Source organism: Marinomonas vaga (assembly GCF_055388305.1).
Map to the genome: position 1 here is coordinate 177,651 of NZ_AP043903.1, position 25,486 is coordinate 203,136.

Consider the following 25,486-nt stretch of genomic DNA (forward strand, 5'->3'; position numbering starts at 1 on the left):
CCTCTTTAGGAGGTTAATGCCGCCGCATGATGCTCTAAATGATCCGCAATAAAGCTCGAAATGAAGTAGTAACTATGGTCGTAGCCAGATTGGCGGCGAAGGGTCACTTCATGCCCTGCTTTTGCACAGGCTTGCTCCAAGGCTTCAGGTTTCAGCTGCTCTTCAAGGAAGCCGTCTGCTTCACCTTGATCCACCAACAATGGCAAACGCTCTTCAGCGGTTGCGATTAACTCGCACGCATCCCACGCTTTCCATGTTTCACGATTCTCTCCCAAGTAGCCGGTGAAGGCTTTTTCACCCCAAGGGCATTGAGTTGGGTTCGTGATTGGCGCAAAGGCTGACACGGACTGGTAGCGACCAGGGTTCTTCAAAGCACAAATCAGGGCACCATGGCCGCCCATAGAATGGCCCGAGATAGAACGTTTATCCGAAATTGGAAAATGCTCTTCTACTAAGGTTGGCAGCTCTTGTACCACGTAATCGTACATGTTGTAGGTATGCCCATAAGGCTCCACCGTAGCATTCAGGTAAAAACCTGCTCCCGACCCGAAGTCATAGCTCTCGTGTTCACCAGGGTAGTCCGTACCACGTGGACTCGTGTCTGGCATAACGATCGCCAAACCAAGCTCAGCGGCCTTGTTAAACGCCCCTGCTTTCTGGGAAAAGTTTTCGTCGGTACAGGTCAAACCCGATAGCCAATAAAGCACTGGCACCTTAATGCTTTCTGCCTGTGGCGGCAGAAAAATCGCAAACACCATATCGCCTTTAACAGACAAGCTTTCATGGCGGTAGCGCTTCAGCCAACCACCGCTTACTTTAGTACTTGATAAAAGTTCCATATAGGCCTCTTTGGTCAGTAAAAAAAGCCCATCCTAGAGATGGGCTTTTAACGACAAATGACTTACTTATGCATCAAACTCAATGACAGTACGGATACTTTCACCTTCGTGCATGAGGTGGAAAGCTTCGTTGATGTCTTCTAATTTCATTTTGTGAGTCACAAACGGATCGATTTCGATCTTGCCACTCATGTAATCTTCAACATAGCCTGGCAACTCGGTACGACCTTTAACGCCACCGAATGCAGAACCACGCCATACGCGTCCCGTTACCAACTGGAATGGACGAGTAGAGATTTCTTGGCCAGCACCCGCTACACCAATGATGATCGACTCACCCCAACCTTTGTGACAGCACTCAAGGGCTGCACGCATCACATTAACGTTACCGATACACTCAAATGAGTAATCCACACCACCATCCGTCATCTCAACGATGACTTCTTGGATTGGCTTATCAAATTTAGCCGGATTAACAAAGTCTGTGGCACCGAACTGCTCAGCCATTTCAAATTTAGATTCGTTTAGGTCGATGGCAATGATACGACCCGCGCCAGCAATACGCGCACCTTGAATACAAGATAGACCAATACCGCCTAGACCAAAGACCGCAACGGTAGCGCCAGCTTCCACTTTTGCAGTGTTCAGTACTGCACCAATACCGGTTGTGACACCACAGCCAAGTAGACAGATTTTGTCCATGGCCGCTTCTTCGTTCACTTTAGCCAGTGAAATTTCTGGAACAACGCTGTACTCAGAGAAGGTAGAACAACCCATGTAGTGGAAGATTGGCTCGCCATTGATGCTGAAACGGCTAGTGCCATCAGGCATCAAACCTTTACCTTGCGTCGCACGAACGGCCTGACATAGGTTAGTTTTGCCAGACTTACAGAATTTACATTCGCCACACTCCGCCGTGTAAAGAGGGATAACATGATCACCCGGCTTAAGTGTTGTAACGCCTGCGCCCACAGACTCAACGATACCTGCACCTTCATGACCTAGGATTGCAGGAAAGATACCTTCTGGATCATCCCCAGACAGGGTGAATGCATCGGTATGACATACGCCTGTGGCCACCATACGAACACGGACTTCACCCGCTTGCGGGTCTTGAACTTCAACTTCTTCGATTTTAAGTGGTTGACCAGGGCCCCAAGCCACCGCCGCTTTACATTTCAACATTGCGAACTCCGTTTATTTCATGGATCGATTAATGAATGTAAGTGTAGACGTAAAAAACTATTGCGATAATCCTCGTTTTAACAAATCATTGTTGCCATACAGCAACAATAAACAGATTGGTAGAAATATAATGAAACAATGGGAAGCCATGGAAGCCTTTGTGGAAGTTGTCCGCCAAGGTAATTTCTCTAAAGCTGCGAGCCGCCTAAATGTCTCCGCTTCGCATATAAGTCGTCTTATTTCTCATCTCGAGGCGCGTCTGAATACAACCTTGCTGTTTCGAACTACACGCAGCATTCGTCTAAGCGAAGCAGGTGAGCGCTTTTATCAACATTGTCGTGACTTACCCAACACCCTCGCCAGCGCCGAAGAAGCGGTCGCCGCACTGAATCAAGCTCCAATGGGCACCCTAAGGATTACCTGCGCCACCACCTTTGGTGAGCGTTATCTTGCCCCCCTTCTCAATGACTTTTTAATCGACAATCCCCAGGTCGACTTAGACCTACATTTGACCAACCGGGAAGTGGATTTAATCGAAGAAGGATATGACCTAGCCGTCCGTATGGGAGCTTTACGGGATTCAAGCCTATTGTCTCGAAGGCTTTGCAATCGAGCAGAGTTTCTCTGTGCGTCACGGGAATATGTGGATCAATTTGGTGTGCCCCATACCTTATCAGAGCTTAATCGTCACCGCTGTCTAACTGGCTCTAAAACCCACTGGGTATTCCAACAAAGTGGCCAACGTAAGGAAATTAAGGTCGCCACTAACTGGCGCAGTAACTCAGGGCCAGCCCTGTTGGATGCCGTTCGCAAAGGACTCGGGATTGCCCAGTTGCCAGACTATTACGTGCGAGATGATCTGGCATCAGGGAGGCTCGTTGCATTGCTGCCACAATACCAATACCCCTACACCGGAGTTTGGCTCATCTACCCACGCTCACAACAACCCTCTCCTAAACTCAAATCTGTGTGTGACTTTTTAATTGAGCGTTTTGAAAAGGAAGACATTTTTGCCCAATGGAAGACACAAACTCTGCTTTAAGCCTGGTTAAAGTGCGCAAACTTTAGGGAACCTTTGCGCACATAAAGCTCACAAAAACCCTCTTCACTGAACCCGCTAAACGCTAGTAAACGCCGCAACTCAAGCCCCTCGGGGGCTGGCATAGAGGGTTACGGCTTAAGGGCCAGTGGGAGCACGCCTCTTATTACTATTGGCACTATAAATGTGCTTTTTTAGATCTTATCCATTTAGTCAAGATTTTGTTAGGATGGCGCCGTTTTCCCGCTACCACCCTGTCTTTTGATCATTAAAACATCCTTGGTAGCATTCATCTGTTAAAGGTAACTCTATGTTGTACCCCATTTTAAACTTGGTCGCTTTTGCGGTATTGCTAGTTCTACTAGTGCGACAGCATAAAGCCCAAAAGTCCCTTTCCACTCGCGTCTTCACCGGTCTTGGTTTAGGCGTATTGTTCGGTGCCGCCTTGCAGTTATTGTACGGTGTGGGTAGCGATACCATTGCCACCACATTGGATTATGTGAACATTGTTGGCTCAGGCTATGTCAGCCTCTTGAAGATGATCATCATGCCACTGATTTTGGTTTCCATCATTGGTGCGATTGTCAAAGTAAAGGACACAGGCTCCCTTGGTAAGATGTCCGGCTCCGTCATCGGTATCTTACTGGCAACCACCGCGGTGTCTGCCTTGATCGGTATCTTTGTCAGCAACCTATTTGGCTTATCTGCCGATGGCATCGTACAAGGTGCACGGGAAATGGCCCGTGGTGAAGCACTACAAGTGCGCCTAGAGGGTCTGGAAAATGTCTCCTTTGCGGACATGATTCGTTCATTTTTCCCTGGGAATCCGTTTGCAGATTTGGCCGGTAGCCGTCCAACGTCTACTATCGCTGTGGTGATTTTTGCCGCCTTTATCGGTATCGCTGGCGTCTCTGTGGCCAAAGCGCAACCGGACATTGGCGCTAGCTTTGAACGCTTTGTGGATGTGGCTCAATCTATCGTGCGCACCCTAGTGCGTATGGTACTTAGCCTAACCCCATACGGTATCCTTGCATTAATGACCAAGGTAGTGGCTGGCTCGAACGTGTCAGATATTTTGACCTTGCTGAACTTTGTCGTGGCGTCCTATGTGGGCTTGACGCTGATTTTAGTACTGCACCTAGTATTGTTGGCGGTTAATGGCATTTCACCGGTACGTTACTTGAAGAAGGTCGCTCCCGTTCTGTTATTCGCCTTCACGTCCCGCTCCAGCGCTGGCACCATCCCGCTGAACATTGAGACTCAAACTAAGAGTCTTGGGAATGGTGACGGGGAAGCCAACTTCTCTGCCTCCTTCGGTGCCACCATGGGGCAAAACGGTTGTGCTGGCCTATACCCTGCTATGTTGGCCGTCATGATCGCGCCAACGATTGGTATTAACCCTCTGGACCCTTCTTTTATCTTGTCACTGGTTGCTATCGTGACGATTAGCTCCTTTGGTATTGCAGGTATTGGTGGCGGCGCCACGTTTGCGGCTTTGATCGTTCTATCTGCATTGGACATGCCTGTCGCCCTCGCGGGTCTATTGATTTCTATCGAACCCTTGATCGATATGGGCCGAACAGCCATCAACGTAAACGGTGCGATGACCTCCGGTACCATTACGTCGAAATGGTTAGGCCACACCGATACAGAAACCTTTAATGACGACCAAGCTGGCGCTGAAGTAAAAGCCAGCTAATCCCTCTTTGTAGTCTACCTACTGACGATAGCCCCTTGAGTATCCTATCTACTCAAGGGGCTTCTCTTTAATAATCCGTACCCAAGCCTATTAAGTCTTGTTACCATGCTGGGCGAATTTAGCATTAGGCTCATGTCATGATCGAAAAAGAAGACCTACTCCATATCGCCCGTCAAACCATGCCCTTTGGGAAATACGAAGGCCGTTTGATCATTGATTTACCCGAAGAGTATTTGCTGTGGTTTAACCATAAAGGTTGGCCAGAAGGTAAGCTAGGACGCTGGTTACAGCTCGCTTTAGAAGTAAAGATTAACGGTTTAGAGAAGGTTGTCGAGCCACTCAAACTGCCAACGTCTGAGGCAGATAAACCCGTAAAAAAGCGTATTAGCTTTGATGATTTACCATAAAAAAACCGCTACCTAGAGTAGCTAGGCAGCGGTTTGTTTTGTTGGTAACGCTTCCAACAATCGAAGTTATTTCACGTCGAAGCGATCAAGCTCCATGACTTTCGTCCAGGCTTTTACAAAGTCTGCAGTGAAGCGTTCTTTACCGTCTTCACAGCCGTATACCTCGGCAATGGCACGCAAGATTGAGTTAGAACCAAACACCAAGTCCACTCGGCTACCGGTCCATTTAATCTTACCTGTCTTACGATCACGGCCTTCGAAGGTGCTTTCTTGATCGTCTTTTGGATTCCAAACCGTGCTCATGTCTAGCAAGTTAACGAAGAAATCGTTTGTCAGAACGCCAGGGCGAGCCGTCAATACGCCTTCAGAGCTTTGCTCGTAGTTCGCATTCAGTGCACGTAGACCACCGACTAGCACGGTCATCTCTGGTGCTGACAAGGTCAACAATTGAGCACGATCCACTAGCATTTCTTCTGCTGAGATTGTGAAGGTCTTCAGCAAGTAGTTACGGAAACCGTCTGCTTCCGGCTCAAGCACATCAAATGACTCAACATCCGTTTGCTCTTGGCTGGCATCCGCACGGCCTGGAGTGAAAGGCACTTTAACGGTCTCACCCGCTTGTCGAGCTGCTTCTTCAACCGCTGCGTTACCGGCAATCACGATCAAGTCAGCAAGAGATATCTGTTTGTCAGTGTGGCTTTCGTTGAATTGGGCTTGGATACCACCCAATACGGCCAATACTTTTGCTAGTTTCTCTGGTTCGTTAACGTCCCAATCTTTTTGAGGGGCCAAACGAATACGTGCACCGTTCACACCACCACGCATATCAGAACCACGGAAAGTAGAGGCAGCAGCCCAAGCAACGCTCACTAGGTCAGAAATGCTCACACCTGACGCAAGTACTTTGGCTTTTAGGTCTTCTACATCTTGCTCAGACACCAACTCATATTGAACAGCTGGAATTGGGTCTTGCCACAGCAATTCTTCTTTTGGTACCAATGGCCCTAGGTAGCGGCTAGTAGGTCCCATGTCACGGTGAGTCAATTTAAACCAAGCGCGGGAAAAAGCGTCCGCAAATTCTTCAGGGTTGTTATGGAAACGCTGAGAAATCTCTAGGTAAATTGGATCTTCACGTAATGCAATGTCAGAGGTAAACATCATAGGAGCATGACGTTTTGTCTTATCGTGTGCATCAGGCACTAGATCTTTACCCTGACCGTCTTTTGGTGTCCATTGCCAAGCGCCCGCTGGGCTCTTAGTCAATTCCCAATCGTAGCCAAACAGCATATCAAAGTAGCCCATGTCCCACTGGGTCGGCTGTGGTGTCCAGGCACCTTCTAAACCACTGGTGATGGTGTCTGCACCGCTGCCAGTTCCTTGCGGGTTGTGCCAACCAAAGCCCTGTGACGCTAAGCCTGCTGCTTCTGGGTCTTCCCCTAGTTTGCTGGCATCGCCATTACCGTGGGCTTTACCAAAGGTGTGACCACCTGCGATTAGGGCAACTGTTTCTTCATCGTTCATGGCCATACGACCAAAGGTGTCACGAATGTCACGGGCAGATTGCAATGGATCAGGTTTACCATTCGGGCCTTCAGGGTTTACGTAGATCAAACCCATCTGAACCGCTGCCAAAGGATTTTCCAGTTCACGATCCCCAGCATAGCGTTGGTCATCTAACCACTCTTTTTCTTTACCCCAGTAAACGTCTTCTTCTGGTGCCCATAGATCTTCACGGCCACCGGCAAAACCAAAGGTTTTTAATCCCATGGACTCAAGAGCACAGTTACCTGTTAGGATCATTAGATCTGCCCAAGAAATTTTGCGACCGTATTTTTGCTTGATTGGCCACAATAAACGACGGGCCTTATCCAAGCTGACGTTATCTGGCCAGCTGTTTAATGGTGCAAAACGCTGAGTACCAGCAGAGGAACCACCACGACCGTCAGCAGTACGGTACGTACCGGCACTGTGCCACGCCATACGAATAAACAGTGGACCGTAATGACCGTAGTCTGCAGGCCACCATTCTTGAGAGTCTGTCATTAACTTCATTAGATCGTCGCGTACAGCGTTTAGATCTAAGGAGTTGAATTCCGCTGCGTAGTCAAAGCCCTCTCCCATTGGATTGGACTTTGGAGAGTGCTGATGCAGAATGTTCAGGTTTAAAAGGTTCGGCCACCAGTCACGGTTTGTTGTGCCTTGAGACTGTGCCTGATGAAATGGGCATTTGCTTTCGTTAGACATGATGATTCCTCTTTGTTTGAGTCTGTCTGGCTTAATTCCTATCCATAGTTATATAGCTATCTAACATACACTTCTAATAAATATATCCTAATGAGGAAATAGATTTTCTTTTCCCCAGTAACAAACATAGACCAGAGATGCGTCTAATTCGTTACGAAAGATCAGGTCTTATTAGATCAATCCATACAGATCCTATGAATTTTGCACGGGTCTGTATCTTTATAGATGAGTACTGAGACACTAATCTGAACCCCTAAAAGGAGACATTATTTATGAAGAAAGTCGGCATTTTAGGTGGCATGAGTTGGGAGTCCACCTCCCTCTATTACACTCTTATAAACCAAGGCGTGCGTGAACGACTTGGGGGATTGCATTCTGCCAAGTTGCTTCTGAGCAGCGTGAACTTTGCAGACATTGCAGCCATGCAGAAATCTGGTGACTGGGAGCAAGCAGGAAGCCTATTATTGGCCGAAGCCAAGGGACTAGAAGCCGCCGGCGCAGAGGCTATCCTCATCGCCACCAACACCATGCACAAAGTACTGCCGGATATTGAGCCTCATATTTCTGTGCCTTTTATCCATATCGCCGACGCCACAGGTAGAGTGGTTCAACAGGCGGGGCACACCAAGGTAGGTTTTATAGGCACCCAATTCTCTATGGAAGAAGACTTTTACATTAAGCGTTTACAAGAAAACTATGGCTTAGATGTGGTGATACCTGAACAGGAAGATCGCGCACTGATTCACAGGGTGATCTTTGAAGAGTTGTGCCAAGGACATGTGAAGGACAGCTCCCGCCAGCAATTCTTAAACATATTGGAGAAGATGAGGTCCCAAGGGGCGCAATGCATTATCGAAGGATGTACTGAAATTACCTTGCTGGTGCAGCCTCAGCACACAGACATTCCGTTATTTGATACGACAAAGATTCATGCGGAGGCTGCTGTTACCTTTGCTCTGGATGAATGAAGTGCAGACTGAGCAAGAGCAAGTCTTGCTCAGTTAGCTATTTCACAATCCTAGTTACAGACCACCTTGAGTCAGTTTGGCTGGATTGAGATGCTGGGCCAATTCTTCACGACTTAGGTCTGTTTCATCTGCCGCCACATCAATAATAGGGCGACCTTCCTTGTAAGCTTTTTTAGCGATTTCCGCTGCTTTCTCGTAACCAATGATGGGATTCAGAGCCGTCACTAATATAGGGTTACGATCTAACGCTTCATTGAGCTTATCAGGATTCACTTCTAGGGTATCAATGGCCTTGTTAGCCAATAGATGAGCGCTATTTGTCAGCAGCTTGATACTGTTTAACACGTTGCTCGCAATCATCGGCAACATCACATTAAGCTCAAAGTTACCAGACTGACCACCAATGGTGATGGCAGCATCGTTGCCTATCACCTGTGCCGCTACCATAGCAGTGGCCTCAGGGATCACAGGATTCACTTTACCCGGCATGATAGACGACCCAGGCTGTAGCGCCTCAAGGGTGATTTCCCCAAGCCCAGCAAGGGGACCAGAGTTCATCCAACGTAAGTCATTGGCGATTTTCATGTAAGTGACTGCGGTGGCTTTTAAGGCACCAGACAAGGCCACTATGGTGTCTTGGGAGCCGATCAAGGCAAAGAAGTTGTCCCCTGGCTGAAATTCAACGCTGGTAATTTTGGACAGTTCTTGGGCGACCAATCGAGAAAAGTCTGGGTGCGCGTTGATGCCTGTGCCGACAGCAGTTCCCCCCTGGGCAAGCTTAGTGGTTTTGGTTAGAGCAAACTTAAGGTTGTCGATGTTGTCTTGTAGTTGCGCGGCCCAGCCATGGAAGGTTTGGTCCATTCGCACTGGCATAGCATCCATTAAATGGGTGCGACCGGTCTTGGTGAATTCTTTGAGTGACTCACCTTTGAGGGTAATCGTCGTTTTTAAATGCTCCACCGCAGGTAACAAACGCTTCGCTAATTCAATAGAGGCGCTGGCATGAATGGCACTCGGGATAATGTCGTTACTGCTTTGACCAAAGTTCACATGATCGTTGGGGCCGATTTTTTCATTCGATGCGCGGGAAGCAATGGTGGCAATCACTTCGTTGGCATTCATGTTAGAGCTAGTGCCTGAGCCCGTTTGGTAAACGTCTACCGGAAAATGCTCCATCAATTTTGGATCTTCCAGTAACTCACCACAGGCATTCTCGATGGCCCCCGCTATTTCTGGCGTAATACACTCTAATTCCAAGTTTGCTTTCGCAGCGGCCGCTTTCAGTTGAATCAAAGCCTTGATAAAGGACTCAGGCATACTTTCGCCACTAATGGGGAAGTTGTTAATGGCACGCTGGGTTTGGGCGCCGTATAGGGCGTTTTCAGGGACTTCAAGAGGCCCCATGCTGTCTTTTTCTATGCGAGTCTTCATTGGATACTCCTCGTTTTTTCACCCACTAAAAAGTAGTGGCTCAACGTTCGCAACTCATGCTCTAAACAATAGTATTCTTTGGCATCTTGATCAGTGATAACAAACCGCTGTAGTTGGCGCAGAGGTCGATGAATCATATCCAAACACAGCTCCCGCCAATGCCATGGAATCTCGCTGTCACATACGGTCTCAAGCAGTACTTGATATACGCGACGGTGCATCCCATAAGCGTCTGCAATCCCTAACTGCTCCGCGTACTGCTCACTGGTTTCTAGGTAGTGATACAAGACTTGGGGCGAGTCAGCGCTTTGTCCACGCTTAATGACTTGCTCAATGACAGAAAACGGAACAATTTGATGCGTCATAGTGTGACTCCAAAATGCAAATGATAACAATTATCAATTAAACACTAAGCCACAGATCTGTCAAGCATGGGTTTTGCCTAGATTTAATCTAGATCATAAAAAGGTAGAGGTTTGTGATTCAAACATTGCGCAAGAAGCATCAAAATTCGGGGTAAATGCCGAAAGCAGCCAAATAATGCCAACGACTCAGAAGAGTAAAAAATCAGAAAAGTAGAGAAGAGAGGATTGCATAGAGAGCAAGCGCCTTACCAAACAAAAGCGATAAGGCGCCTGAGCATTAGTGGTGATGACCACCGATACCGTGAGCGTGACCGTGGGCGATTTCATCGTCCGTCGCTTCGCGGGTTTCAAGCACTTGTACTGAGAAAGTCAGCTCTTTACCAGCCAGTGGGTGGTTAAGATCCACAGTCGCGTGTTTCAGACCAGCCTTTAAGATAGTCACTTGACGTAGACCTTGATCTGTTTGAACCGTGGCAATCATGCCTGGCTTCCAACGTTTAGCACCTTGAAGGTGTTTGATAGGCATTTGCTGGGTACGGTCTTCATGACGCTCACCGTAGGCATCCGCTGGTGCCACAGTCACATCAAACTCATCACCAGCAGACTTACCTTCCATTGCCTTCTCTAGACCTGGAATGATGTTGCCATGGCCATGAAGATACGCCAGTGGATCATTTCCAGCAGACGTTTCAATTAGGGTTTCCCCTTCACGGAGAGTGTAGTGAAATTGCACTACCGTATTGTCAGCAATCGACATGGTGTTTCCTCATTAAAAAATTTGGCGCTATTCTAACGTGATTCTCAAATTTGTCGCCTAAAAAATCATAAACTCGATACTGTCCTCAGTAATGACAATGTCTTTCACGAATTTTGCCGCCGCTTTTTCAACAGTCGAGTGATTTAATACATAGACAGGGTGTTCATTAAAGTAACGGGCAATGGCTGCCTCAAACTCATCATGTAAAGAGCCCAGATAAGATCGCAATACTTGATCACCAAAATTAGAGCCTTGTACCGTAATACTGGTTAACTTTGGACCAACCAAATACACCCTATCTTCCTCGATACGCAAACCCGATTCAAAGGATGGATCCAGTTCTGTTTTCATGGTCATTTCACGGCCAAACGCCGTTAAAGTACCGCGAATGTCGGTTTTCATGTCCACTAATACCAAACCACCATCACGTTCCGTGAGATCCACATCCGCGCTTTTTACCAACAAGTCCAAATTTAGGGTCGAATCATTTAGAGTCAGTTGAATAACGTCCGGTTGCTCCTGTTCTAAACGGGTCGCAATCTCTTGGTTAAGCTCTTCCTCGGTAATGCTCATATCCGTACACCCCGTTAGGAAGACGGAAGTGATAAGACCTAAACCGAGCATGAGTTTTTTAATCATTATTTGCGCCTCCTACTGCCTGACGCTTTTTATCAAACCAAATACGCATAAAGTCCTCGGTGACTTTTTGCTCTATTTCAACAGCCTCTTGGGTTGGACAGAAAAGAGAAACACTGAAAATATTAAATCCTTCAGGGGTTGTTTTAATACGAACCCTTGGCTCAGGTCCCGCTATCTTTACGTCCAGCCGCTTTTCAATCAAGCTGTTGTAACGAATCGCGACTTCATGAAAATGCTCACTGTACTCGCGAATCTTTGCCAAAATAGGCTCTTTTATTTCAAACAAATTGACTTCATCTGTCTGTCTAGAAATCGAAAATGTATGCTCAACATAACGACGCATGTAGTTTAAGTTTTGCACCGAATGAGTCAGCAACTGGCTGTTAGGAACGACCGTTGTGCGGCCAGTGTAAGCATAACTCCCTCCACGAAAGTCCACTTCAAAAAGGGTCGTTGACAACCAATCACTGTCCGTCACTTCCCCTTCAAAGCTGCCAATCCGAACCCAATCCCCTACCTGATAAGGGCGTGTACTTGCCTTAAACAGCGCCCCGACAATACAAGAAATGAACTCCTTGGTAGCAATCACCAAAGCCACCATAAAAGCCGCAATGGAAATGGCGATATTCTGCAGTTCAGTGGCCCAGATCAATATCAGACCAATGACCAACACCAAGTTGAAGACATTATCGACGGTATTCAGCCGACGGCGCTTACGGTCAACGTCTATTTTGGCGTTGTTACGCAAGGCGTGCTTGCTATAGCGGCGAATGACGACCACCAAAATGACCCAAATAACAGTGCCAAGGTACTCAAAATTTTCAGTTAAAAACGACAAATCAATTTGCGAAAAATCAAACGAAGACATAGCTCTCCCAGCCTTTTAAATCTGGCGCAAACTTTACCAACCTCATGCCAATTAGCCAACAAAATACTGGACAAGTGAATTTTTATAGCTGTATATTTATACAGTATTTTAAGTGAGGTGCTCGATATGCCTGTAATGATCAAATATATTGTAGAACGCAATGGTGTTGAAAAAATGACCTTCTCTTCCAAAGCTGAAGCCGACCAATACGACAAGCTGCTTGAGACAGCAGAAAGTCTCGAAGAGCTACTTCGTGATAGTAAGACCCTTGAAGATGAACAAACTCTTGGGAAGCTTGCTATGTTTTTGGCAGAAAACAAAGATGACGTGCTGGTAGCCCTTGGAAGTAAGCGAAAGCCTGCAGCCAAAAAAACAACCAAGGCGACCAATAACACCAAGCCCACCGCTCCCTTGCTAGAGGATCTAGTCATTGAACCCGATGCGGACTCCTATTATGAAGAGGAAGACAGCTCCGTTGATTACAACGATGATGAGGTCACATCAGAGGGTTTTGATAACGATGAAACCTACAACCAAAGCGATGCAGCCTAACTAGGCGCATCGCTTTCATCCCTAAAAAGGTTTTAAAACGGGATAGACCAGAGCCAAGCTAACCACGCAAGTGAAAGTAACAGGGAGATAATTACCCCAACTCTTGGGGTACGAGCTTCGCCTTCCTCTTGCTGGTGCTCTGCTGAGTTCTGGATGGGCTTTTTACCATGAATCATGCTCCCGATAAGGCGCTCCTTAAACCGGACCTCGTGGTACAACACCGCTAAGATGTGTAAAGCAATTAAGATCAATAACACATCAGGCAATTGGCGGTGCAAACTGGCAGACATTTCCCAGATATAGTCGGTCCCCCAGTTATAGAAAGGGCCAAACCAAAACACTTCATCACTGTTAAACAAGCCCGTTAGCCACTGAATCGTCATTGCGATCAAAAGCGCTATTACCATTAACCCGCCAACAGGGTTATGACCTAAATAATGCTTACCTCTGCCCGTTAGCAGCGTTTTAAGATACTTAAAAGTGTCTATTGGGTGGTAAATAAACTGAGTAAAGCGTGCAAACCTAGACCCGACCAACCCATATAACACCCGCGCCACTATCACGGCAGAGAGCCCATATCCCATATAAAAGTGCCAATCCATAACATCGGCGTTAATATTTCCTGTAATGATCAATCCCGAAAACAGGATCGCCATCAACCAATGCATCACTCGAACGGGCCAATCCCAAACTAATACTTTTTTCATATTTCCTTATCCGCTCCTCACAGTTGAACTTGATTAGCTATACTGACAGTACAGTTTCCATTTATATCCAACATTACAAAAAGTTAATCTAACGACAGAATGTCACCATGCCACTTTCACACTAAGTGAGCATTAAGGAGCGCAATACGTGGTCGTATTTATCATTTTATGTATCGTGATATTACTGGTTGTCTGCGGATACGTCCTTTTTACACAGCAGAAATGCTGGATTCAGCACACACTGCCGGTCAACCAAGACACCAGCTCACTTCCGCTAGCTCTCACTCAATTAGCGAATTGGCCTAATTGGTTGCCTTGGATACGTTACGATACTAAGGCCGATGTCATGGTCAAAAAAGCTGACTCCAGCTACCCATATGGGCAAATCACTTTCTCAAGCCAACATCTTGGCACGATCACCTGCAGCCCACGTCAGCCCTTAAACCAACTCCCCCTGTCTTTGCTGGTCGCATCTGACAGATTATTTTATGGCGATTTACATATCACCATAGACCTTATTGATTCAGAGGAAGGCAAGCGCCTGCGACTAAAAGCCAATAACAGGTTACCCTTTTGGCGGCGTTATCATCATACACAGCAACTCAATCAGCTCTACGCTGATCTTAAGCTCATGCTGGTTCAACTTCATAGCACATTTGAACCCTCTCAAAACACAACACTTTCCTTTACTGCCTTAGATTGCCAAACATTAAGCAATATGGATGCTGTCACACGGCCTTTCATCGTAAGTGAACAACATATGTCGCAAATCATGGCCATGGGCTTTCAAGATCTCACCGCCATTCTCGGGCCTGAAAACCCTCCTGCCGGCCCACGATTCGCTTTGTATGACACCGCAGATTTGAGCCATCATTACTTTGTCGGGCGCTTAGGTATTCCTATTCAATGTTTTACCCCTTGTGAAGCTCATCCAGAAAGACTGGTCTTTAAAGGCCAATATGCTCGATTAAAATATCAGGGTAGTTATGAGTATTTAGGACTCGCATGGCATGTCCTTAAGATGCAATGCCTCAGCCGCGGATTAAAAAAGCACCCTCGTAGACCCAGCTTAGAGATATTTGACGTATCGCCCCATGATACAAATGAAGAGTTGCAATTTATTACAGTACTCAATACACCAATACATTAGAGTAATCACATTGCCTATGAGGGATTTATTATGATTACTAAAAATCTTCATTTCTGGGATCGCATCATGCGAGGTGTCATCGGTGTGGCCGTAACAGGGTTTGCTTTGTTTAATGGTGACATGCTTAATGAACCCATTTTAGAGATATTGCTCGGCATATTTGGCATCTTAAACCTCATCTCTCTTTCAACTGGCTGGTGTCCTGTCTATGCACTGACAGGCATCAACACCCATCCGGATTCTAATAAACGCTCTTAAATGACAGCTTTTAGAGAATTTGAACAAGATAACCAGCTCAGGCGGCGACTCATATTTGTCTGTCTGAGTGTGGCCATTATGGTATCTGCTGTGTATGCCACGGTGGCCTATCGCCTGATAAATGATCTAGGTATTCGAACCGAAACCCACTACTTGGAGCAAGAAGGTAAAGCCTTTTTGCACGAGCTCGAGCACGCCAACACCAGTGAATTGAATCATTTACGAGAACATTTGCCCCTCACGTTTGGCACCAAAAACAGCCGTTACCATGTCCACATCCGCCACCCAAAACTCGAAGACTTTGTCCTGTCGGACTCTGTGTCTGAGACACAAGCTGATGACTTGATGAGCTTGATTCCCCCCTTACCAGACGGCGATGATCTCTCTTCTGGGCACTTTAAGTTTGAAGGCCAATCTTTTATCTGGTTTTACGGCAAGGATCATGACGTTGACCTTATTCTAGCGGTCAAACCAAACAGCTTAGAAACCTCAATGTCCTATGCGTTTAAGCGCCTTGCCATCACATCAGCAATCGTATTCTGGATCGCTGTCTGGCTAGCTTTGTTGCTGTCTTCTTGGATTACAAAGCGGGTCAAAGACAAGAATGATGCCTTGAAAAAGCTTGCCACCCACGACAGCTTAACAGGGCTCCCTAATCGCTTGTACCTAGTGAACAAGCTCCATGGGGTCATGCAAACAAGAGAACAAAAAGCACCTGAATCAGGCTGCCTGTTAGCCATAGATGTTGACCACCTAAAAGATGTGAACGATTCCCTCGGACACTCAGCAGGAGACAAGCTACTGATTGTCCTCGCTTATCGTATTCAACAGGAGTTATCAGAAGATCAGATGCTGGTTCGAGCAGGTGGGGACGAATTCTTGGTCTGGGCGCCAAACATGTCCATCGACGGGGCCAGTGTGCTGGCCAGCCACATCATCACTGCCTGCAACGAACCCTTAATGATGGATCAGCTGACAGTGAACATCGGTGCCAGTCTGGGGGTCGCTCACTTTCCATCCCATACCGACCATGTAGAAACCTTAATTACCTATGCGGACAGCGCCATGTATCAGGCCAAACAACGCAGAGCAGGTTGGGCGACCTACTGCCCAAATAACAGTGGAAACGTGGACAACAAACGCCACCTGCAATTACGCAGTGAGTTAAACTCAGCCTTATCCGAAAACCAAATTCAGCTTTACTACCAACCAAAAGTCAAAATCGAAACCGGAGAAATAGTCGGGGCCGAGGCCCTTGCCCGCTGGATTCACCCGACAGATGGAATGATCTCACCAATGATTTTTATCCCATTGGTCGAGCAAAGTGGTTTGGTGCAGGAATTCGGACGCTACGTAATTCGCCAAGCGATTCAACAGTTAGTCACATGGAAAAATCAACGGATCGAAAGTCCCATCGCCGTGAACTTGTCCCCCTATAACTTGCTAGACAAGGATCTGGTGCTGTACACACAAAACCTCCTTGTTAAGGGAAACATCTCTCCTGAACTGCTGGAAATAGAGCTGACCGAAACAGCGACCAGTGTCGATATTCAAACAATTTCTGATGCCTTAAATGACTTTAAGGAAATCGGCGTCAAACTTTCAATTGACGACTTTGGGACTGGCATGAGTTCACTTGCCTATGTCAGTTCATTAAATGTGGACACCATCAAGGTAGATCGTTCGTTTGTACACGACATAGAAACCAACGCCAACCACTACAGTATCGTCAATACAGCACTGACCCTTGCCCGATCTTTCGGCTGCACCATTGTGGTAGAAGGCATTGAAAATAAAACACAAATGGCTCTACTTAAAGAAATGGGCTGTGACTTTGGACAGGGCTTTTATTATTCCCGTCCTTTACCCGTCGATCAATTTACCGCCATGATCAAATTTACTCGCACCCTCCCTGTAGCCTAGACTAGGGGTAATCCCACCACCCGTGGGTCATTACAGACAGTGGAATCAATACATGGACAATGCAGTATATCTTCATCACCTCGATGTGCTCTTACAAAGATACAAAGAGGCACTGAGTCAATTCAAACTCGATGCAATTGTTGTGGCCAGTGGCGCCTTAAGTTACTACTACCACGACGATAACAGTCACCCTTTTAAACCCTATGCTGGGGCCCAACAATGGCTCCCATTTGCCCTACCCGCTAATTGCTATGTGGTCATTAAAGCCGATCAACTGGAGCTTATTTGGCCTGCGAAGCAAGACTTTTGGCACATGGTAAACGCCGTTCCAGAGGGCGAATGGCAATCTGCATGGCAAATTACCCCAGTTGAAAACCAAGACTGGGTAGCAGCATTACCCACTCATTGTGCACTCATTGGGCCAGCCAACCTTGAAGGCGTCCCCAATCTTGCATCATTAGAAACTTGGCTAGACTTCTATCGCGCAGTCAAAACTGACTATGAAATTGAATGCTTAAGTAAAGCCTCTCATATTGCGGCGGCAGGTCACAAAGCTGCAAGTGATGCCTTCTTAGCGGGTGCCAGCGAATTTGAAGTACATCTAGCCTATTTGAATGCCACCCGCCAAGACGCGGCCTACACCCCTTATCCAAACATCATCGGCATCAACGAGCATGCAGCGGTACTGCATTACGAGCAAAAAGATCACTTACGTTCGTTCCGTCCATTGACTCTACTCGTAGACGCAGGGGCCACATACAATGGCTATGCCAGTGATATTACACGCACTACCCTAGCTTTAAATGATGACTTTAAAGCGCTCCATGATGATGTGAACACACTACAACAGCGCATCGCTAATCAGTCTTTAGACGGGCAATCCTTCATCGAATTGCACGACCAAACCGTTGCCGGTATTGCAGACATACTGCGTACCCATGATCTGTGTTCATTGAGTGTGGAAGAGCAAATCGCAAAACGCATTCCACAACATTTCTACCCCCATGGCTTAGGGCATTTATTAGGTTTGCAGGTACATGATATTGGAGGACGCCAAATCAATCATGCTGGCGATACGAAACCCTCTCCAGCGGAGAGTCCATTCCTTCGTTTGACCCGCCCCCTTCAAGAAAACATGGTCATCACCATTGAGCCTGGCTTGTACTTTATTCCTATGTTGCTCGATCAACTCAAGGCAGACGTACCTCAGCACGGTTGTAACTTCGCTAAGATTGATAAGCTGCTACCTTACGGCGGTATTCGTATTGAGGATAACGTGGTAGTGGGTAAATCACAGATCCGTAACCTGACCCGTGAGGCGTTTGACGCACTCTAACCCTCTTGCCATGCATGTCACTTTTGTCATGGGCAATCACTTTATCCTTGGCAAAAGTGGCGCAATTTGCCTAAACCTCCACCACATAACCGTCATTACATGACAAAAATTGCAAGTGTTTACTTTTAATAGCTTAAAAAGAAAGGTGTAATAGGCCAGTCAAAAATAGCCTCGTAGGTACCCATGTCATGATGGAAAATCGGATTAAATATCGCCACCTTGAGTGTTTTTTAGAAGTCACTCGTCAAGGCAGTCTGGTGCGAGCTGCCGATGTCCTTCAACTGACGCAACCTGCGGTGTCAAAAAAACTGAAAGAGCTGGAAGAGATTCTTGGGGTCAGGTTACTCGAGCGCAGTAAAAAAGGCATTGAACTGACATCATTTGGCAATGTGTTTCTGGAATATGCCAGCACCAGCGTGGCTGCCCTAAGAGAAGGCGCAGAAAGGGTTGCTCAAGCTCAGAACAAGGGCTTTCAACAACTCAGCATCGGTGTGTTACCGACAGTCGCTACTAGCATCTTGCCAGAAGCCGTAAAACGTTTTCGAGACCATCGTACTGATGTGCGTTTACACCTTGTCTCTGGCCCTAACTCCTTACTCATGAGCCAATTACGAGTGGGAGAATTAGATCTTGTAGTGGGGCGATTAGGGGTACCGGAAGCCATGTCTGGCCTATCCTTCCAGCATTTGTATTCAGAACAAATCGCTTTTACCGTGCGCCCCGGTCATCCGCTACTGAACAAGCAAGACTTCCAACTAAACGACATCTCCGACTTTACCGTGCTCTATCCCCCCAAAGAATCCATCACAGGCCCAACGGTTGAAAGCTTCCTATTAGCAGAAGGCGTGCGGCCAATCCAAGACCGTATCGACACGGTATCAGACTCCTTTGGTAAAGAATTCATCCGTCACAATGACGCAGTCTGGATCATTTCACGGGGAGTGGTGGCACGGGAAATTGCCGATGGGGAGTTAGCAGAGTTACCGGTTAACACCAAAGAAACCCTAAGCGCTGTCGGTCTAACAGTACGCTCCGATACCGCCATGTCCTCTGCTTTACAGCAGTTTGCCACGGCGGTTCGAGACACGGCAGAAAACCTAGACAGCTACTACAACGTGCGTCCTACGTCCTAATAGCCCTCATCACCTCTAGGCCTGTGCAGCACTGCGTAAACGAAGTACAGGTCGCTCATCGATAACGACATGAATAAAGGCAGTCACCAGAGCAATGATGGCTGCCGCCCACCACACCACATCGTATGACCCAGTGGTATCGTACAAATAACCACCCAACCACACACCACTGAAAGACCCCAACTGGTGGCTTAAAAAGACGATGCCGTACAACATTCCCATATGTTTAAGACCAAACATCTGACCAACCAGTCCTGAAGTCGGCGGTACCGTCGCCAACCACAATAATCCGGTCATAATCGAAAACACATACACACTCATGGTACTCATGGGCAGCAGCATAAAAGCAGCTATCACTATCGCGCGGATACCATAAATATAGGCCAGTAAATATTTTTTAGAGTACTTCCCAGACCATGAGCCAGACAGCAAACAACCAAAGATATTAAACAACCCAATCAAAGCCAGACTGGCTACCGCCACTTCTGGCGCAAACCCTTCGTCCGCTAAGAACGCAGGCATATGGACCGTGATAAATGCCAGCTGGAAGCCACAGACAAAGAAACCAGCTACCAATAACCAGTAATGGGAATGAGCGCTGGCTTCTTGCAACGCCTGCTTTACCGTTTGTCCTGACTCAGGCTCACTACCAGATGAGGCACTTCCTGCTCGGCCCAAAGGCGCAGCAAACAACACCATCAATAGAGCGCAGGCCCCCAATAACATCAATGCCGTGCTCCAGCCATATACCGATAAGAAATCCTGAGCCACGGGCACCACTAATAGCTGTCCCGCAGACCCAGCAGCACTGCCCAAACCTAAGGCGAATGCCCGCTTCTCAGGTGCTACCATACGTGCCATTGCAGGCAGAACAACACCAAACCCTGTGGCAGCTACCCCCATCCCCATTAAGAATCCCGCGCCAATATGTAGATCTGCAGCACCATCCGCCGTGGCTGTGACATAAAGCCCTAGGGCATAAAGCAAAGAGCCAACAATTACCGTCTTTAAAGTACCAAAGCGATCAGACAAGGCCCCCGCCACCGGCTGAGCCAATCCCCACCATAGGTTTTGCAAAGCCAAGGAAAACGCAAACACTTCTCGTCCGTAGCCAAATTCAGTAGAAATAGGGGCCATAAAAAAGCCCATAGAAGAGCGTAAACCGAAGTTTAACGCCAATAAGACACAAGCAAACGCTACCGCGATGCTGAGTAAACGAACAGGTTGAGACATGTTAAGTCCTTTTAAACATAGGATGTCAGGCGAATCTGCGACAGTACTCCAAATCCCTGAGAAGAACAATCTATCGGTTTAAAAGGCGCAATTTTGTCCTAAAACGTTTTGAACTCCCCAACCTTATTGGCAGCACGCTGGTACGCTGGCTGTTTGCGGACTCTTTCGATCCATTTTGGGATATGTGGATAATCAGACAAATCACTCACTTGGCTAAGTGCTAACAGCGGAAAACTCATTTGAATGTCTGCGGCACTGGGTTGTTCCCCCGCAAACCAGATATTCTGGGATAAATGGTCTTCAATAAGATTCAAGGCATCCCGCAGACGTGGAGAAATGAAGCTGGCTTCCACTTTTTCACAGATGGTTTTAGCAATGGGCTTCACAAAAAAGGGCATTTTCTGCTTCGGGATTTTACGAAACAATAGCATCATCAGCAGCAATGACATCAAAGAACCTTCCGCAAAATGCAGCCAGTAACGATAGTCCACCCGCGCTTCTTTACTAGCAGGTTTTAACACACCGTTTGCGTCATACTCTTCCGCCAAGTACTCCAAAATCGCACCAGACTCCGCCAAAGTTAACGCCCCATCTTGTAAAATCGGAGCATGTCCTAATGGATGGATTCGCTTTAAACTCTCAGGAGCCGTCTGATCTGGCGTCCGCTGGTAGGTTTTAACCTCATAGTCCTTACCTAAGGCTTCCAATGCCCAAGCAATTCGTTGTGAACGCGAATTTTCTAAATGGTGTAGCACTAACATAACGTTCTCCTTTGTCTCCCTACTTAAAATACGGAACAAAAGGAAAACTAGATGACTTATTTTACAAGGACTGAGGGGAACGAGAGACACAAAAAAGCGATACATCTAGGTATCGCTTTAAAGGGGGATCACTCTAACTCTGATCAAGAAAGGTTAAGCGATCTCTTCTAAGAAAGCTTTCAGGTAAGCCCTGCCGCGCTGGTTAGCAATCGGCGAAAAGGCATGTCCGTCTTGGGGTGCATTAGCTCCAGGCAACATGAAGGAATGCTTGGCATTACCAAAGTCAATAAACTGCCAATCTACCCCTAACTCATCGAAATACGCTCGAGCACTTTCAGCAGAATCCTCATCGACCATAGGATCTTGGTAGCCATTACACACTAAAAAGCGCGCTTCTTGGTTGGCTTTACTTTCTGGCTCAACCCGATGGAAATTCATTAAGCCGTGATAACTGACAGACCCTGCACTGACCGGCAAATGTAAACCTGCTTCAATGGCCAAACGACCACCAAGACAGAAGCCAACATGGACAATCTTTTTATCTGAATGTGCGGCGGTCACGTCATTTGTTAGATCGTTTAGCAACCCAGTCAAAAGAGCACGGTCAGTCACTAGTAACTTTAAGGTATCCGCTTTGGCTTGCAGATCAACGGGGTTATTGTCTTGCCCATAAAGATCCACCGCCGTCGCCGTATATCCCCAGCTTGCAATATCGCTGGCGAAGCCTTTTTCAAAATCGCTCAATCCGCCCCAAGTTGGCCAGATCACTACATGGACATTGGACGTGTCTTCACCGTCCCAAGCCACATGAGAATGGGAACGCTCCACCCCTTCAATAAATCTCTTATTAAATTCAGATGACATAAGGAACTCCAATAAATCGTGTTCTTAGCAATGTAAGAGAGCCATGCCAGAACATCAATGAAGTCCAGACGGTCTTCTCGGGATTTTCATAATTTAGAAATTATGCATAAAGCAATCATGCTATGAAAATACAGGACGATTGCCCTGCTGTCGGGACTGCCAAGTGTCACGCCATTGGGCGAACTCAGACAATGGAATAGGACGACTGATCAAGTACCCTTGAGCCTCTTCACAACCAAGCTCACAAAGGGCGTGATACATGTCTTCTGTTTCCACTCCTTCCGCCACCACATCTAAACCAAGGTTGTGGGCCAAATCTATCGTGGATCGTACAATCACCTTATCATTTGGGTTTTCAATCATACCAAACACAAAGGACTGATCTACTTTCAGCTCGTTCACAGGCAAGCGCTTCAAATAACCAAGCGATGAATAGCCGGTCCCAAAATCATCAATCGACAACCTAAAGCCCATTTCGGAGAGTTTTGCCAAGGTCTGCTCCGCAAATTTTGGGTCGTCCATAATGGCACTTTCAGTGATTTCTAAACACAAACCCGAAGCAGGCACATCAAATTTAGACAAGGTATCCGCCAAAAACTCCGGTAACCCCGGTGCCATCAAATCCCGCGTGGATAAATTCACTGAAATACGCAGCGGTGTGTCTTGAATTTGCAAGTCATGCCATTGGCGAACCACTTCACGAATCATCCATTTAGTTAGCTCCCGAACAAACCCGGTCTGCTCTGCAAAAGGAACAAATAAATACGGCGCCACCATACCTTTTTCAGGGTGCTGCCAACGTATTAAGGCTTCTGCGGCAGTCACTTTATGGGTTTTCGTATCTACTTTTGGCTGTAGGAATACCCTCAGTTCATCTTGATTGACCGCTCGGCGCAGCTCAGATAACAAACTTAAGTTTTCCGGTGCGGCAGTCACCAATGATTCGTGGTAAATCACCAAGTCTTCTTTACGGGCTTTGGCGGCATACATGGCCACTTGAGACACGTTAATCAAGTTGTCCACATCGGTCGCATCTTTAGGCCAAGAAGCCACACCAATACTGGCACTGAGATCAATTTGGGTTTCATTAATCTCCAAGGGACGGTTGAGAGATTGCTGCAATGTTGGTAGCACAGCATCTAGTGCGTCAGATGAGCTCAAAATAATCGCAAATTCATCACCACTGACCCTAGCGACACAATCTGGGCTTAGCCCTGCAGAGTTCGTCAGTTGGATTGCCGTGGCTTTTAGGATCTCATCCCCCATGGCGTAACCCAACACATCATTTACCTGTTTAAAACGGTCTAAGTTGATAGTGACCACGGCAACAAATGTGTTTTCAGCATCTTCTATGGCTGTCTCAACCATAGAGCGAAAACTCACTCGGTTAGGCAAGGACGTTAGGGAGTCAAAATAGGCAAGTTTTTTTATTTCCGCTTGTTGCTCGCTGATACTGGTCCGCATGCCTGCGAAACTTCGTGCCAGTGTCCCCACTTCATCTGCTCGTTTGGCACCACTCACTCGAGCACTAAAATCCCCTTTTTCAAGAGCGGCTGTCGCTTCTGTTAGCGCTTGCAAGGGCTGGGTAACACGACGGGAAAGCCAAGTAATCACGAGGGCAAACACCAAAATACCGGCGGTCGTCACAAAAAGGTATTGGTTTGATAAACGATCAAAGCTGGCCCGGGCATCATTGAGGGATTCCATAAAAACCATACTCACATAGCCACCAATGACCTCACTGCCTTTAATGGCACTCACAAACACATCGTCTTCAACAACAAGCTCAGTGCTGGTATTTTCTAAAAAATATTTAGCTTGGGGACTGTTCGCAAAATAGCTTGAAAGACTGTCTTTATTTGCCAAGATGATTGCGTCTTGATTCGCCTCTTTCGCTAGCAATACGATGTCTACACCAGACAACTCACTGGCAGCCTGAATCCGGTCCGCCTTAATTGTAAAACCTAGCAATACGTATCCAATCACCCGTGGTGCTCGAATGGGAGCTAGTACAAATTGGGTGGGCTCCCCGTCATACATAGCAATCAGATTACTCGCATCTCCCGCTTCCATAGATTGGCCAAGTCGCTGAATCAAGAAACCGAGATTCGTTGAAGACAGCACCCCCAGATTTGAAGAAGCCTTTAGGTTCCAGCGAGAATCCACCATGATGGCAATGGAGGCATCAATGCGTTCCGCGCTATTTAGGAGCGCTGAAGAGATGGTCTTTTCATCCTGAGAAGACACCGCAGCTCGGAAGCCGAAATCTGCAGAGAGCACTTCTGCCCCCTCCTTCAACCGATCACGACTTTGTATCATTTGCTGCTGCCAAACACGCTCAGCAACGGTCAGGGCACGGTTAGCTTCTTCACGAACTTGCTGATCCAAGGTCGCTCGTACAACAAAAAAGCCCACCGCTTGAACAATCAAAAGCAGTATCAGGGTAAACAGTACAAATCGTGCCGATAAGTGCGATCGAAAGAGCGCGAATAAGCGTCCCATTAAAATGAGCTTCCAGAATCTAAACGAATGGTTTGGGTCACATCCGTTTTACCCAATGCCACTTGAGCGGTTTCAAAAGGAGCGCCATAAGGGAATGAGCGATGCCATACATCCACATCATATGTATCAGACGGCTGGCCTGAGAAAGTCACCAGTCCATTCGCATCTGTTTTGCCATAAACAGACGTATTGGTCACCAATACCCAAGCCAACATGGTGTCATGGATATTGCACCCCAGCTCAACAATGCCTTCTTGATCAAATACCACAGGATCTTTTGGCTTACCTATATAAAGCTTCAATTCAAAGGTCTTGGCGGGTGAAAACGAGTAAACGTGATGGCGCACGTCATCCTGATTTGGGAAGGAAATAGCCGACCCCTTTGTGACGACCTGCAAACCGGGGATAAACGCTCTATCTTGCTGAGCCATGGTTACCCCAGTCTGAGGCTTGGCTTGCTTGATTAACGCATCCGATTTAAGAAACACTACTGCATTCTCTAATGGCTCTCCGCCACTTCCCAACACAGTAATTTGAATGTCTGCCGCCCATATGGACGAAGACATAGCACAGGCACACAAGGCACTGACTATCCTTCCCTTAACCATGAATCGCTTCTCCTAACA

24 protein-coding genes are annotated in these 25,486 nt (G+C 47.1%); 10 read left to right on the top strand and 14 right to left on the bottom strand.

What is annotated here, in order from left to right; genetic code table 11:
* Window positions 1–5 precede the first annotated feature (5 nt).
* Both fghA and ACZ5DR_RS00845 read right to left on the bottom strand, forming a co-directional pair.
* On the bottom strand, window positions 6–839 hold the full coding sequence (fghA, locus tag ACZ5DR_RS00840; RefSeq protein WP_377364830.1) for an S-formylglutathione hydrolase: 834 nt from the start codon (window positions 837–839) through the stop codon (window positions 6–8).
* Window positions 840–905: 66 nt separating this feature from the next.
* Window positions 906–2,021: an S-(hydroxymethyl)glutathione dehydrogenase/class III alcohol dehydrogenase gene (locus ACZ5DR_RS00845; RefSeq protein ID WP_377365075.1), complete on the bottom strand. Its 1,116-nt coding sequence runs from the start codon at window positions 2,019–2,021 to the stop codon at window positions 906–908.
* Window positions 2,022–2,154: 133 nt separating this feature from the next.
* Between ACZ5DR_RS00845 and ACZ5DR_RS00850 the strand changes: the two genes are divergently transcribed.
* From ACZ5DR_RS00850 to ACZ5DR_RS00860, 3 genes are all read left to right on the top strand, one after another.
* Entirely contained in the window at window positions 2,155–3,066 is a 912-nt protein-coding gene (locus tag ACZ5DR_RS00850; RefSeq protein WP_377364828.1) for a LysR family transcriptional regulator, read from the top strand.
* A gap of 307 nt (window positions 3,067–3,373) precedes the next feature.
* On the top strand, window positions 3,374–4,762 hold the full coding sequence (locus ACZ5DR_RS00855) for an L-cystine transporter (RefSeq protein ID WP_377364826.1): 1,389 nt from the start codon (window positions 3,374–3,376) through the stop codon (window positions 4,760–4,762).
* 137 nt (window positions 4,763–4,899) lie between these two features.
* On the top strand, window positions 4,900–5,169 hold the full coding sequence (locus tag ACZ5DR_RS00860; protein ID WP_377364824.1) for a DUF3820 family protein: 270 nt from the start codon (window positions 4,900–4,902) through the stop codon (window positions 5,167–5,169).
* 66 nt (window positions 5,170–5,235) lie between these two features.
* On the opposite strand, the gene katG is transcribed toward ACZ5DR_RS00860, so the two are convergent.
* Window positions 5,236–7,413, bottom strand: coding sequence for a catalase/peroxidase HPI (katG, locus tag ACZ5DR_RS00865; protein ID WP_377364822.1), 2,178 nt, complete (start codon window positions 7,411–7,413; stop codon window positions 5,236–5,238).
* A gap of 272 nt (window positions 7,414–7,685) precedes the next feature.
* On the opposite strand from katG, the gene ACZ5DR_RS00870 reads away from it, so the two are divergent.
* Entirely contained in the window at window positions 7,686–8,381 is a 696-nt protein-coding gene (locus ACZ5DR_RS00870; RefSeq protein ID WP_377364820.1) for an aspartate/glutamate racemase family protein, read from the top strand.
* Between the two features lie 54 nt (window positions 8,382–8,435).
* On the opposite strand, the gene ACZ5DR_RS00875 is transcribed toward ACZ5DR_RS00870, so the two are convergent.
* The 5 genes from ACZ5DR_RS00875 to ACZ5DR_RS00895 form a co-directional block, all read right to left on the bottom strand.
* Complete coding sequence (locus ACZ5DR_RS00875) at window positions 8,436–9,812, bottom strand: class II fumarate hydratase (protein WP_377364818.1); 1,377 nt, start codon at window positions 9,810–9,812, stop codon at window positions 8,436–8,438.
* A complete protein-coding gene (locus ACZ5DR_RS00880; RefSeq protein WP_377364816.1) occupies window positions 9,809–10,177 on the bottom strand; it encodes a hypothetical protein in 369 nt (122 codons plus the stop codon). Before ACZ5DR_RS00880 ends, ACZ5DR_RS00875 begins: the two co-directional genes overlap by 4 nt.
* A gap of 277 nt (window positions 10,178–10,454) precedes the next feature.
* Window positions 10,455–10,934, bottom strand: coding sequence for an FKBP-type peptidyl-prolyl cis-trans isomerase (locus tag ACZ5DR_RS00885; RefSeq protein WP_377364814.1), 480 nt, complete (start codon window positions 10,932–10,934; stop codon window positions 10,455–10,457).
* Between the two features lie 57 nt (window positions 10,935–10,991).
* Window positions 10,992–11,573 carry a DUF1439 domain-containing protein gene (locus ACZ5DR_RS00890; RefSeq protein ID WP_377364812.1) on the bottom strand — a complete coding sequence of 194 codons (582 nt, stop codon included), beginning with the start codon at window positions 11,571–11,573 and terminating at the stop codon, window positions 10,992–10,994.
* Window positions 11,566–12,441, bottom strand: a complete 876-nt coding sequence (locus ACZ5DR_RS00895; protein WP_377364810.1) for a mechanosensitive ion channel family protein — start codon at window positions 12,439–12,441, stop codon at window positions 11,566–11,568. The genes ACZ5DR_RS00890 and ACZ5DR_RS00895 overlap by 8 nt, the downstream gene beginning before the upstream one ends.
* A 126-nt stretch (window positions 12,442–12,567) precedes the next feature.
* On the opposite strand from ACZ5DR_RS00895, the gene ACZ5DR_RS00900 reads away from it, so the two are divergent.
* Complete coding sequence (locus ACZ5DR_RS00900; RefSeq protein WP_377364808.1) at window positions 12,568–12,993, top strand: YebG family protein; 426 nt, start codon at window positions 12,568–12,570, stop codon at window positions 12,991–12,993.
* Between the two features lie 32 nt (window positions 12,994–13,025).
* On the opposite strand, the gene ACZ5DR_RS00905 is transcribed toward ACZ5DR_RS00900, so the two are convergent.
* Window positions 13,026–13,700 (bottom strand): cytochrome b/b6 domain-containing protein, encoded by a 675-nt coding sequence (locus ACZ5DR_RS00905; RefSeq protein WP_377364806.1) that lies wholly within the window; start codon window positions 13,698–13,700, stop codon window positions 13,026–13,028.
* Window positions 13,701–13,848: 148 nt separating this feature from the next.
* On the opposite strand from ACZ5DR_RS00905, the gene ACZ5DR_RS00910 reads away from it, so the two are divergent.
* From ACZ5DR_RS00910 to pcaQ, 5 genes are all read left to right on the top strand, one after another.
* Window positions 13,849–14,850, top strand: a complete 1,002-nt coding sequence (locus ACZ5DR_RS00910; RefSeq protein ID WP_377364804.1) for a GyrI-like domain-containing protein — start codon at window positions 13,849–13,851, stop codon at window positions 14,848–14,850.
* 30 nt (window positions 14,851–14,880) lie between these two features.
* On the top strand, window positions 14,881–15,108 hold the full coding sequence (locus ACZ5DR_RS00915) for a YgaP family membrane protein (RefSeq protein ID WP_377364802.1): 228 nt from the start codon (window positions 14,881–14,883) through the stop codon (window positions 15,106–15,108).
* Window positions 15,109–17,031 carry a putative bifunctional diguanylate cyclase/phosphodiesterase gene (locus tag ACZ5DR_RS00920; protein WP_377364800.1) on the top strand — a complete coding sequence of 641 codons (1,923 nt, stop codon included), beginning with the start codon at window positions 15,109–15,111 and terminating at the stop codon, window positions 17,029–17,031.
* Window positions 17,032–17,083: 52 nt separating this feature from the next.
* A complete protein-coding gene (gene pepQ, locus ACZ5DR_RS00925; RefSeq protein WP_377364798.1) occupies window positions 17,084–18,367 on the top strand; it encodes a Xaa-Pro dipeptidase in 1,284 nt (427 codons plus the stop codon).
* A gap of 188 nt (window positions 18,368–18,555) precedes the next feature.
* Window positions 18,556–19,500: a pca operon transcription factor PcaQ gene (pcaQ, locus tag ACZ5DR_RS00930; protein WP_377364796.1), complete on the top strand. Its 945-nt coding sequence runs from the start codon at window positions 18,556–18,558 to the stop codon at window positions 19,498–19,500.
* A gap of 15 nt (window positions 19,501–19,515) precedes the next feature.
* On the opposite strand, the gene ACZ5DR_RS00935 is transcribed toward pcaQ, so the two are convergent.
* From ACZ5DR_RS00935 to ACZ5DR_RS00955, 5 genes are all read right to left on the bottom strand, one after another.
* On the bottom strand, window positions 19,516–20,733 hold the full coding sequence (locus ACZ5DR_RS00935; RefSeq protein ID WP_377364794.1) for an MFS transporter: 1,218 nt from the start codon (window positions 20,731–20,733) through the stop codon (window positions 19,516–19,518).
* Between the two features lie 98 nt (window positions 20,734–20,831).
* Entirely contained in the window at window positions 20,832–21,494 is a 663-nt protein-coding gene (locus tag ACZ5DR_RS00940) for a glutathione S-transferase family protein (RefSeq protein ID WP_377364792.1), read from the bottom strand.
* A gap of 153 nt (window positions 21,495–21,647) precedes the next feature.
* Window positions 21,648–22,358: a dienelactone hydrolase family protein gene (locus ACZ5DR_RS00945; protein WP_377364790.1), complete on the bottom strand. Its 711-nt coding sequence runs from the start codon at window positions 22,356–22,358 to the stop codon at window positions 21,648–21,650.
* A 120-nt stretch (window positions 22,359–22,478) separates the two neighbouring features.
* Window positions 22,479–24,860, bottom strand: a complete 2,382-nt coding sequence (locus tag ACZ5DR_RS00950) for a putative bifunctional diguanylate cyclase/phosphodiesterase (protein WP_377364789.1) — start codon at window positions 24,858–24,860, stop codon at window positions 22,479–22,481.
* Window positions 24,860–25,468, bottom strand: coding sequence for a methylamine utilization protein (locus ACZ5DR_RS00955; RefSeq protein WP_377364787.1), 609 nt, complete (start codon window positions 25,466–25,468; stop codon window positions 24,860–24,862). The genes ACZ5DR_RS00950 and ACZ5DR_RS00955 overlap by 1 nt, the downstream gene beginning before the upstream one ends.
* Window positions 25,469–25,486: the final 18 nt, after the last annotated feature.

What these genes read in the sequence shown, in the direction of transcription:
- ACZ5DR_RS00890 (WP_377364812.1), bottom strand. Translation starts at nt 11,573, where the DNA reads ATGATTAAAAAACTCATGCTCGGTTTAGGTCTTATCACTTCCGTCTTC.
- ACZ5DR_RS00895 (WP_377364810.1), bottom strand. Translation starts at nt 12,441, where the DNA reads ATGTCTTCGTTTGATTTTTCGCAAATTGATTTGTCGTTTTTAACTGAA.
- ACZ5DR_RS00855 (WP_377364826.1), top strand. Translation starts at nt 3,374, where the DNA reads ATGTTGTACCCCATTTTAAACTTGGTCGCTTTTGCGGTATTGCTAGTT.
- ACZ5DR_RS00880 (WP_377364816.1), bottom strand. Translation starts at nt 10,177, where the DNA reads ATGACGCATCAAATTGTTCCGTTTTCTGTCATTGAGCAAGTCATTAAG.
- ACZ5DR_RS00875 (WP_377364818.1), bottom strand. Translation starts at nt 9,812, where the DNA reads ATGAAGACTCGCATAGAAAAAGACAGCATGGGGCCTCTTGAAGTCCCT.
- pcaQ (WP_377364796.1), top strand. Translation starts at nt 18,556, where the DNA reads ATGATGGAAAATCGGATTAAATATCGCCACCTTGAGTGTTTTTTAGAA.
- ACZ5DR_RS00920 (WP_377364800.1), top strand. Translation starts at nt 15,109, where the DNA reads ATGACAGCTTTTAGAGAATTTGAACAAGATAACCAGCTCAGGCGGCGA.
- ACZ5DR_RS00955 (WP_377364787.1), bottom strand. Translation starts at nt 25,468, where the DNA reads ATGGTTAAGGGAAGGATAGTCAGTGCCTTGTGTGCCTGTGCTATGTCT.
- ACZ5DR_RS00850 (WP_377364828.1), top strand. Translation starts at nt 2,155, where the DNA reads ATGAAACAATGGGAAGCCATGGAAGCCTTTGTGGAAGTTGTCCGCCAA.
- ACZ5DR_RS00905 (WP_377364806.1), bottom strand. Translation starts at nt 13,700, where the DNA reads ATGAAAAAAGTATTAGTTTGGGATTGGCCCGTTCGAGTGATGCATTGG.
- fghA (WP_377364830.1), bottom strand. Translation starts at nt 839, where the DNA reads ATGGAACTTTTATCAAGTACTAAAGTAAGCGGTGGTTGGCTGAAGCGC.
- ACZ5DR_RS00860 (WP_377364824.1), top strand. Translation starts at nt 4,900, where the DNA reads ATGATCGAAAAAGAAGACCTACTCCATATCGCCCGTCAAACCATGCCC.
- ACZ5DR_RS00935 (WP_377364794.1), bottom strand. Translation starts at nt 20,733, where the DNA reads ATGTCTCAACCTGTTCGTTTACTCAGCATCGCGGTAGCGTTTGCTTGT.
- ACZ5DR_RS00940 (WP_377364792.1), bottom strand. Translation starts at nt 21,494, where the DNA reads ATGTTAGTGCTACACCATTTAGAAAATTCGCGTTCACAACGAATTGCT.
- ACZ5DR_RS00950 (WP_377364789.1), bottom strand. Translation starts at nt 24,860, where the DNA reads ATGGGACGCTTATTCGCGCTCTTTCGATCGCACTTATCGGCACGATTT.
- katG (WP_377364822.1), bottom strand. Translation starts at nt 7,413, where the DNA reads ATGTCTAACGAAAGCAAATGCCCATTTCATCAGGCACAGTCTCAAGGC.
- ACZ5DR_RS00915 (WP_377364802.1), top strand. Translation starts at nt 14,881, where the DNA reads ATGATTACTAAAAATCTTCATTTCTGGGATCGCATCATGCGAGGTGTC.
- pepQ (WP_377364798.1), top strand. Translation starts at nt 17,084, where the DNA reads ATGGACAATGCAGTATATCTTCATCACCTCGATGTGCTCTTACAAAGA.
- ACZ5DR_RS00900 (WP_377364808.1), top strand. Translation starts at nt 12,568, where the DNA reads ATGCCTGTAATGATCAAATATATTGTAGAACGCAATGGTGTTGAAAAA.
- ACZ5DR_RS00945 (WP_377364790.1), bottom strand. Translation starts at nt 22,358, where the DNA reads ATGTCATCTGAATTTAATAAGAGATTTATTGAAGGGGTGGAGCGTTCC.
- ACZ5DR_RS00870 (WP_377364820.1), top strand. Translation starts at nt 7,686, where the DNA reads ATGAAGAAAGTCGGCATTTTAGGTGGCATGAGTTGGGAGTCCACCTCC.
- ACZ5DR_RS00885 (WP_377364814.1), bottom strand. Translation starts at nt 10,934, where the DNA reads ATGTCGATTGCTGACAATACGGTAGTGCAATTTCACTACACTCTCCGT.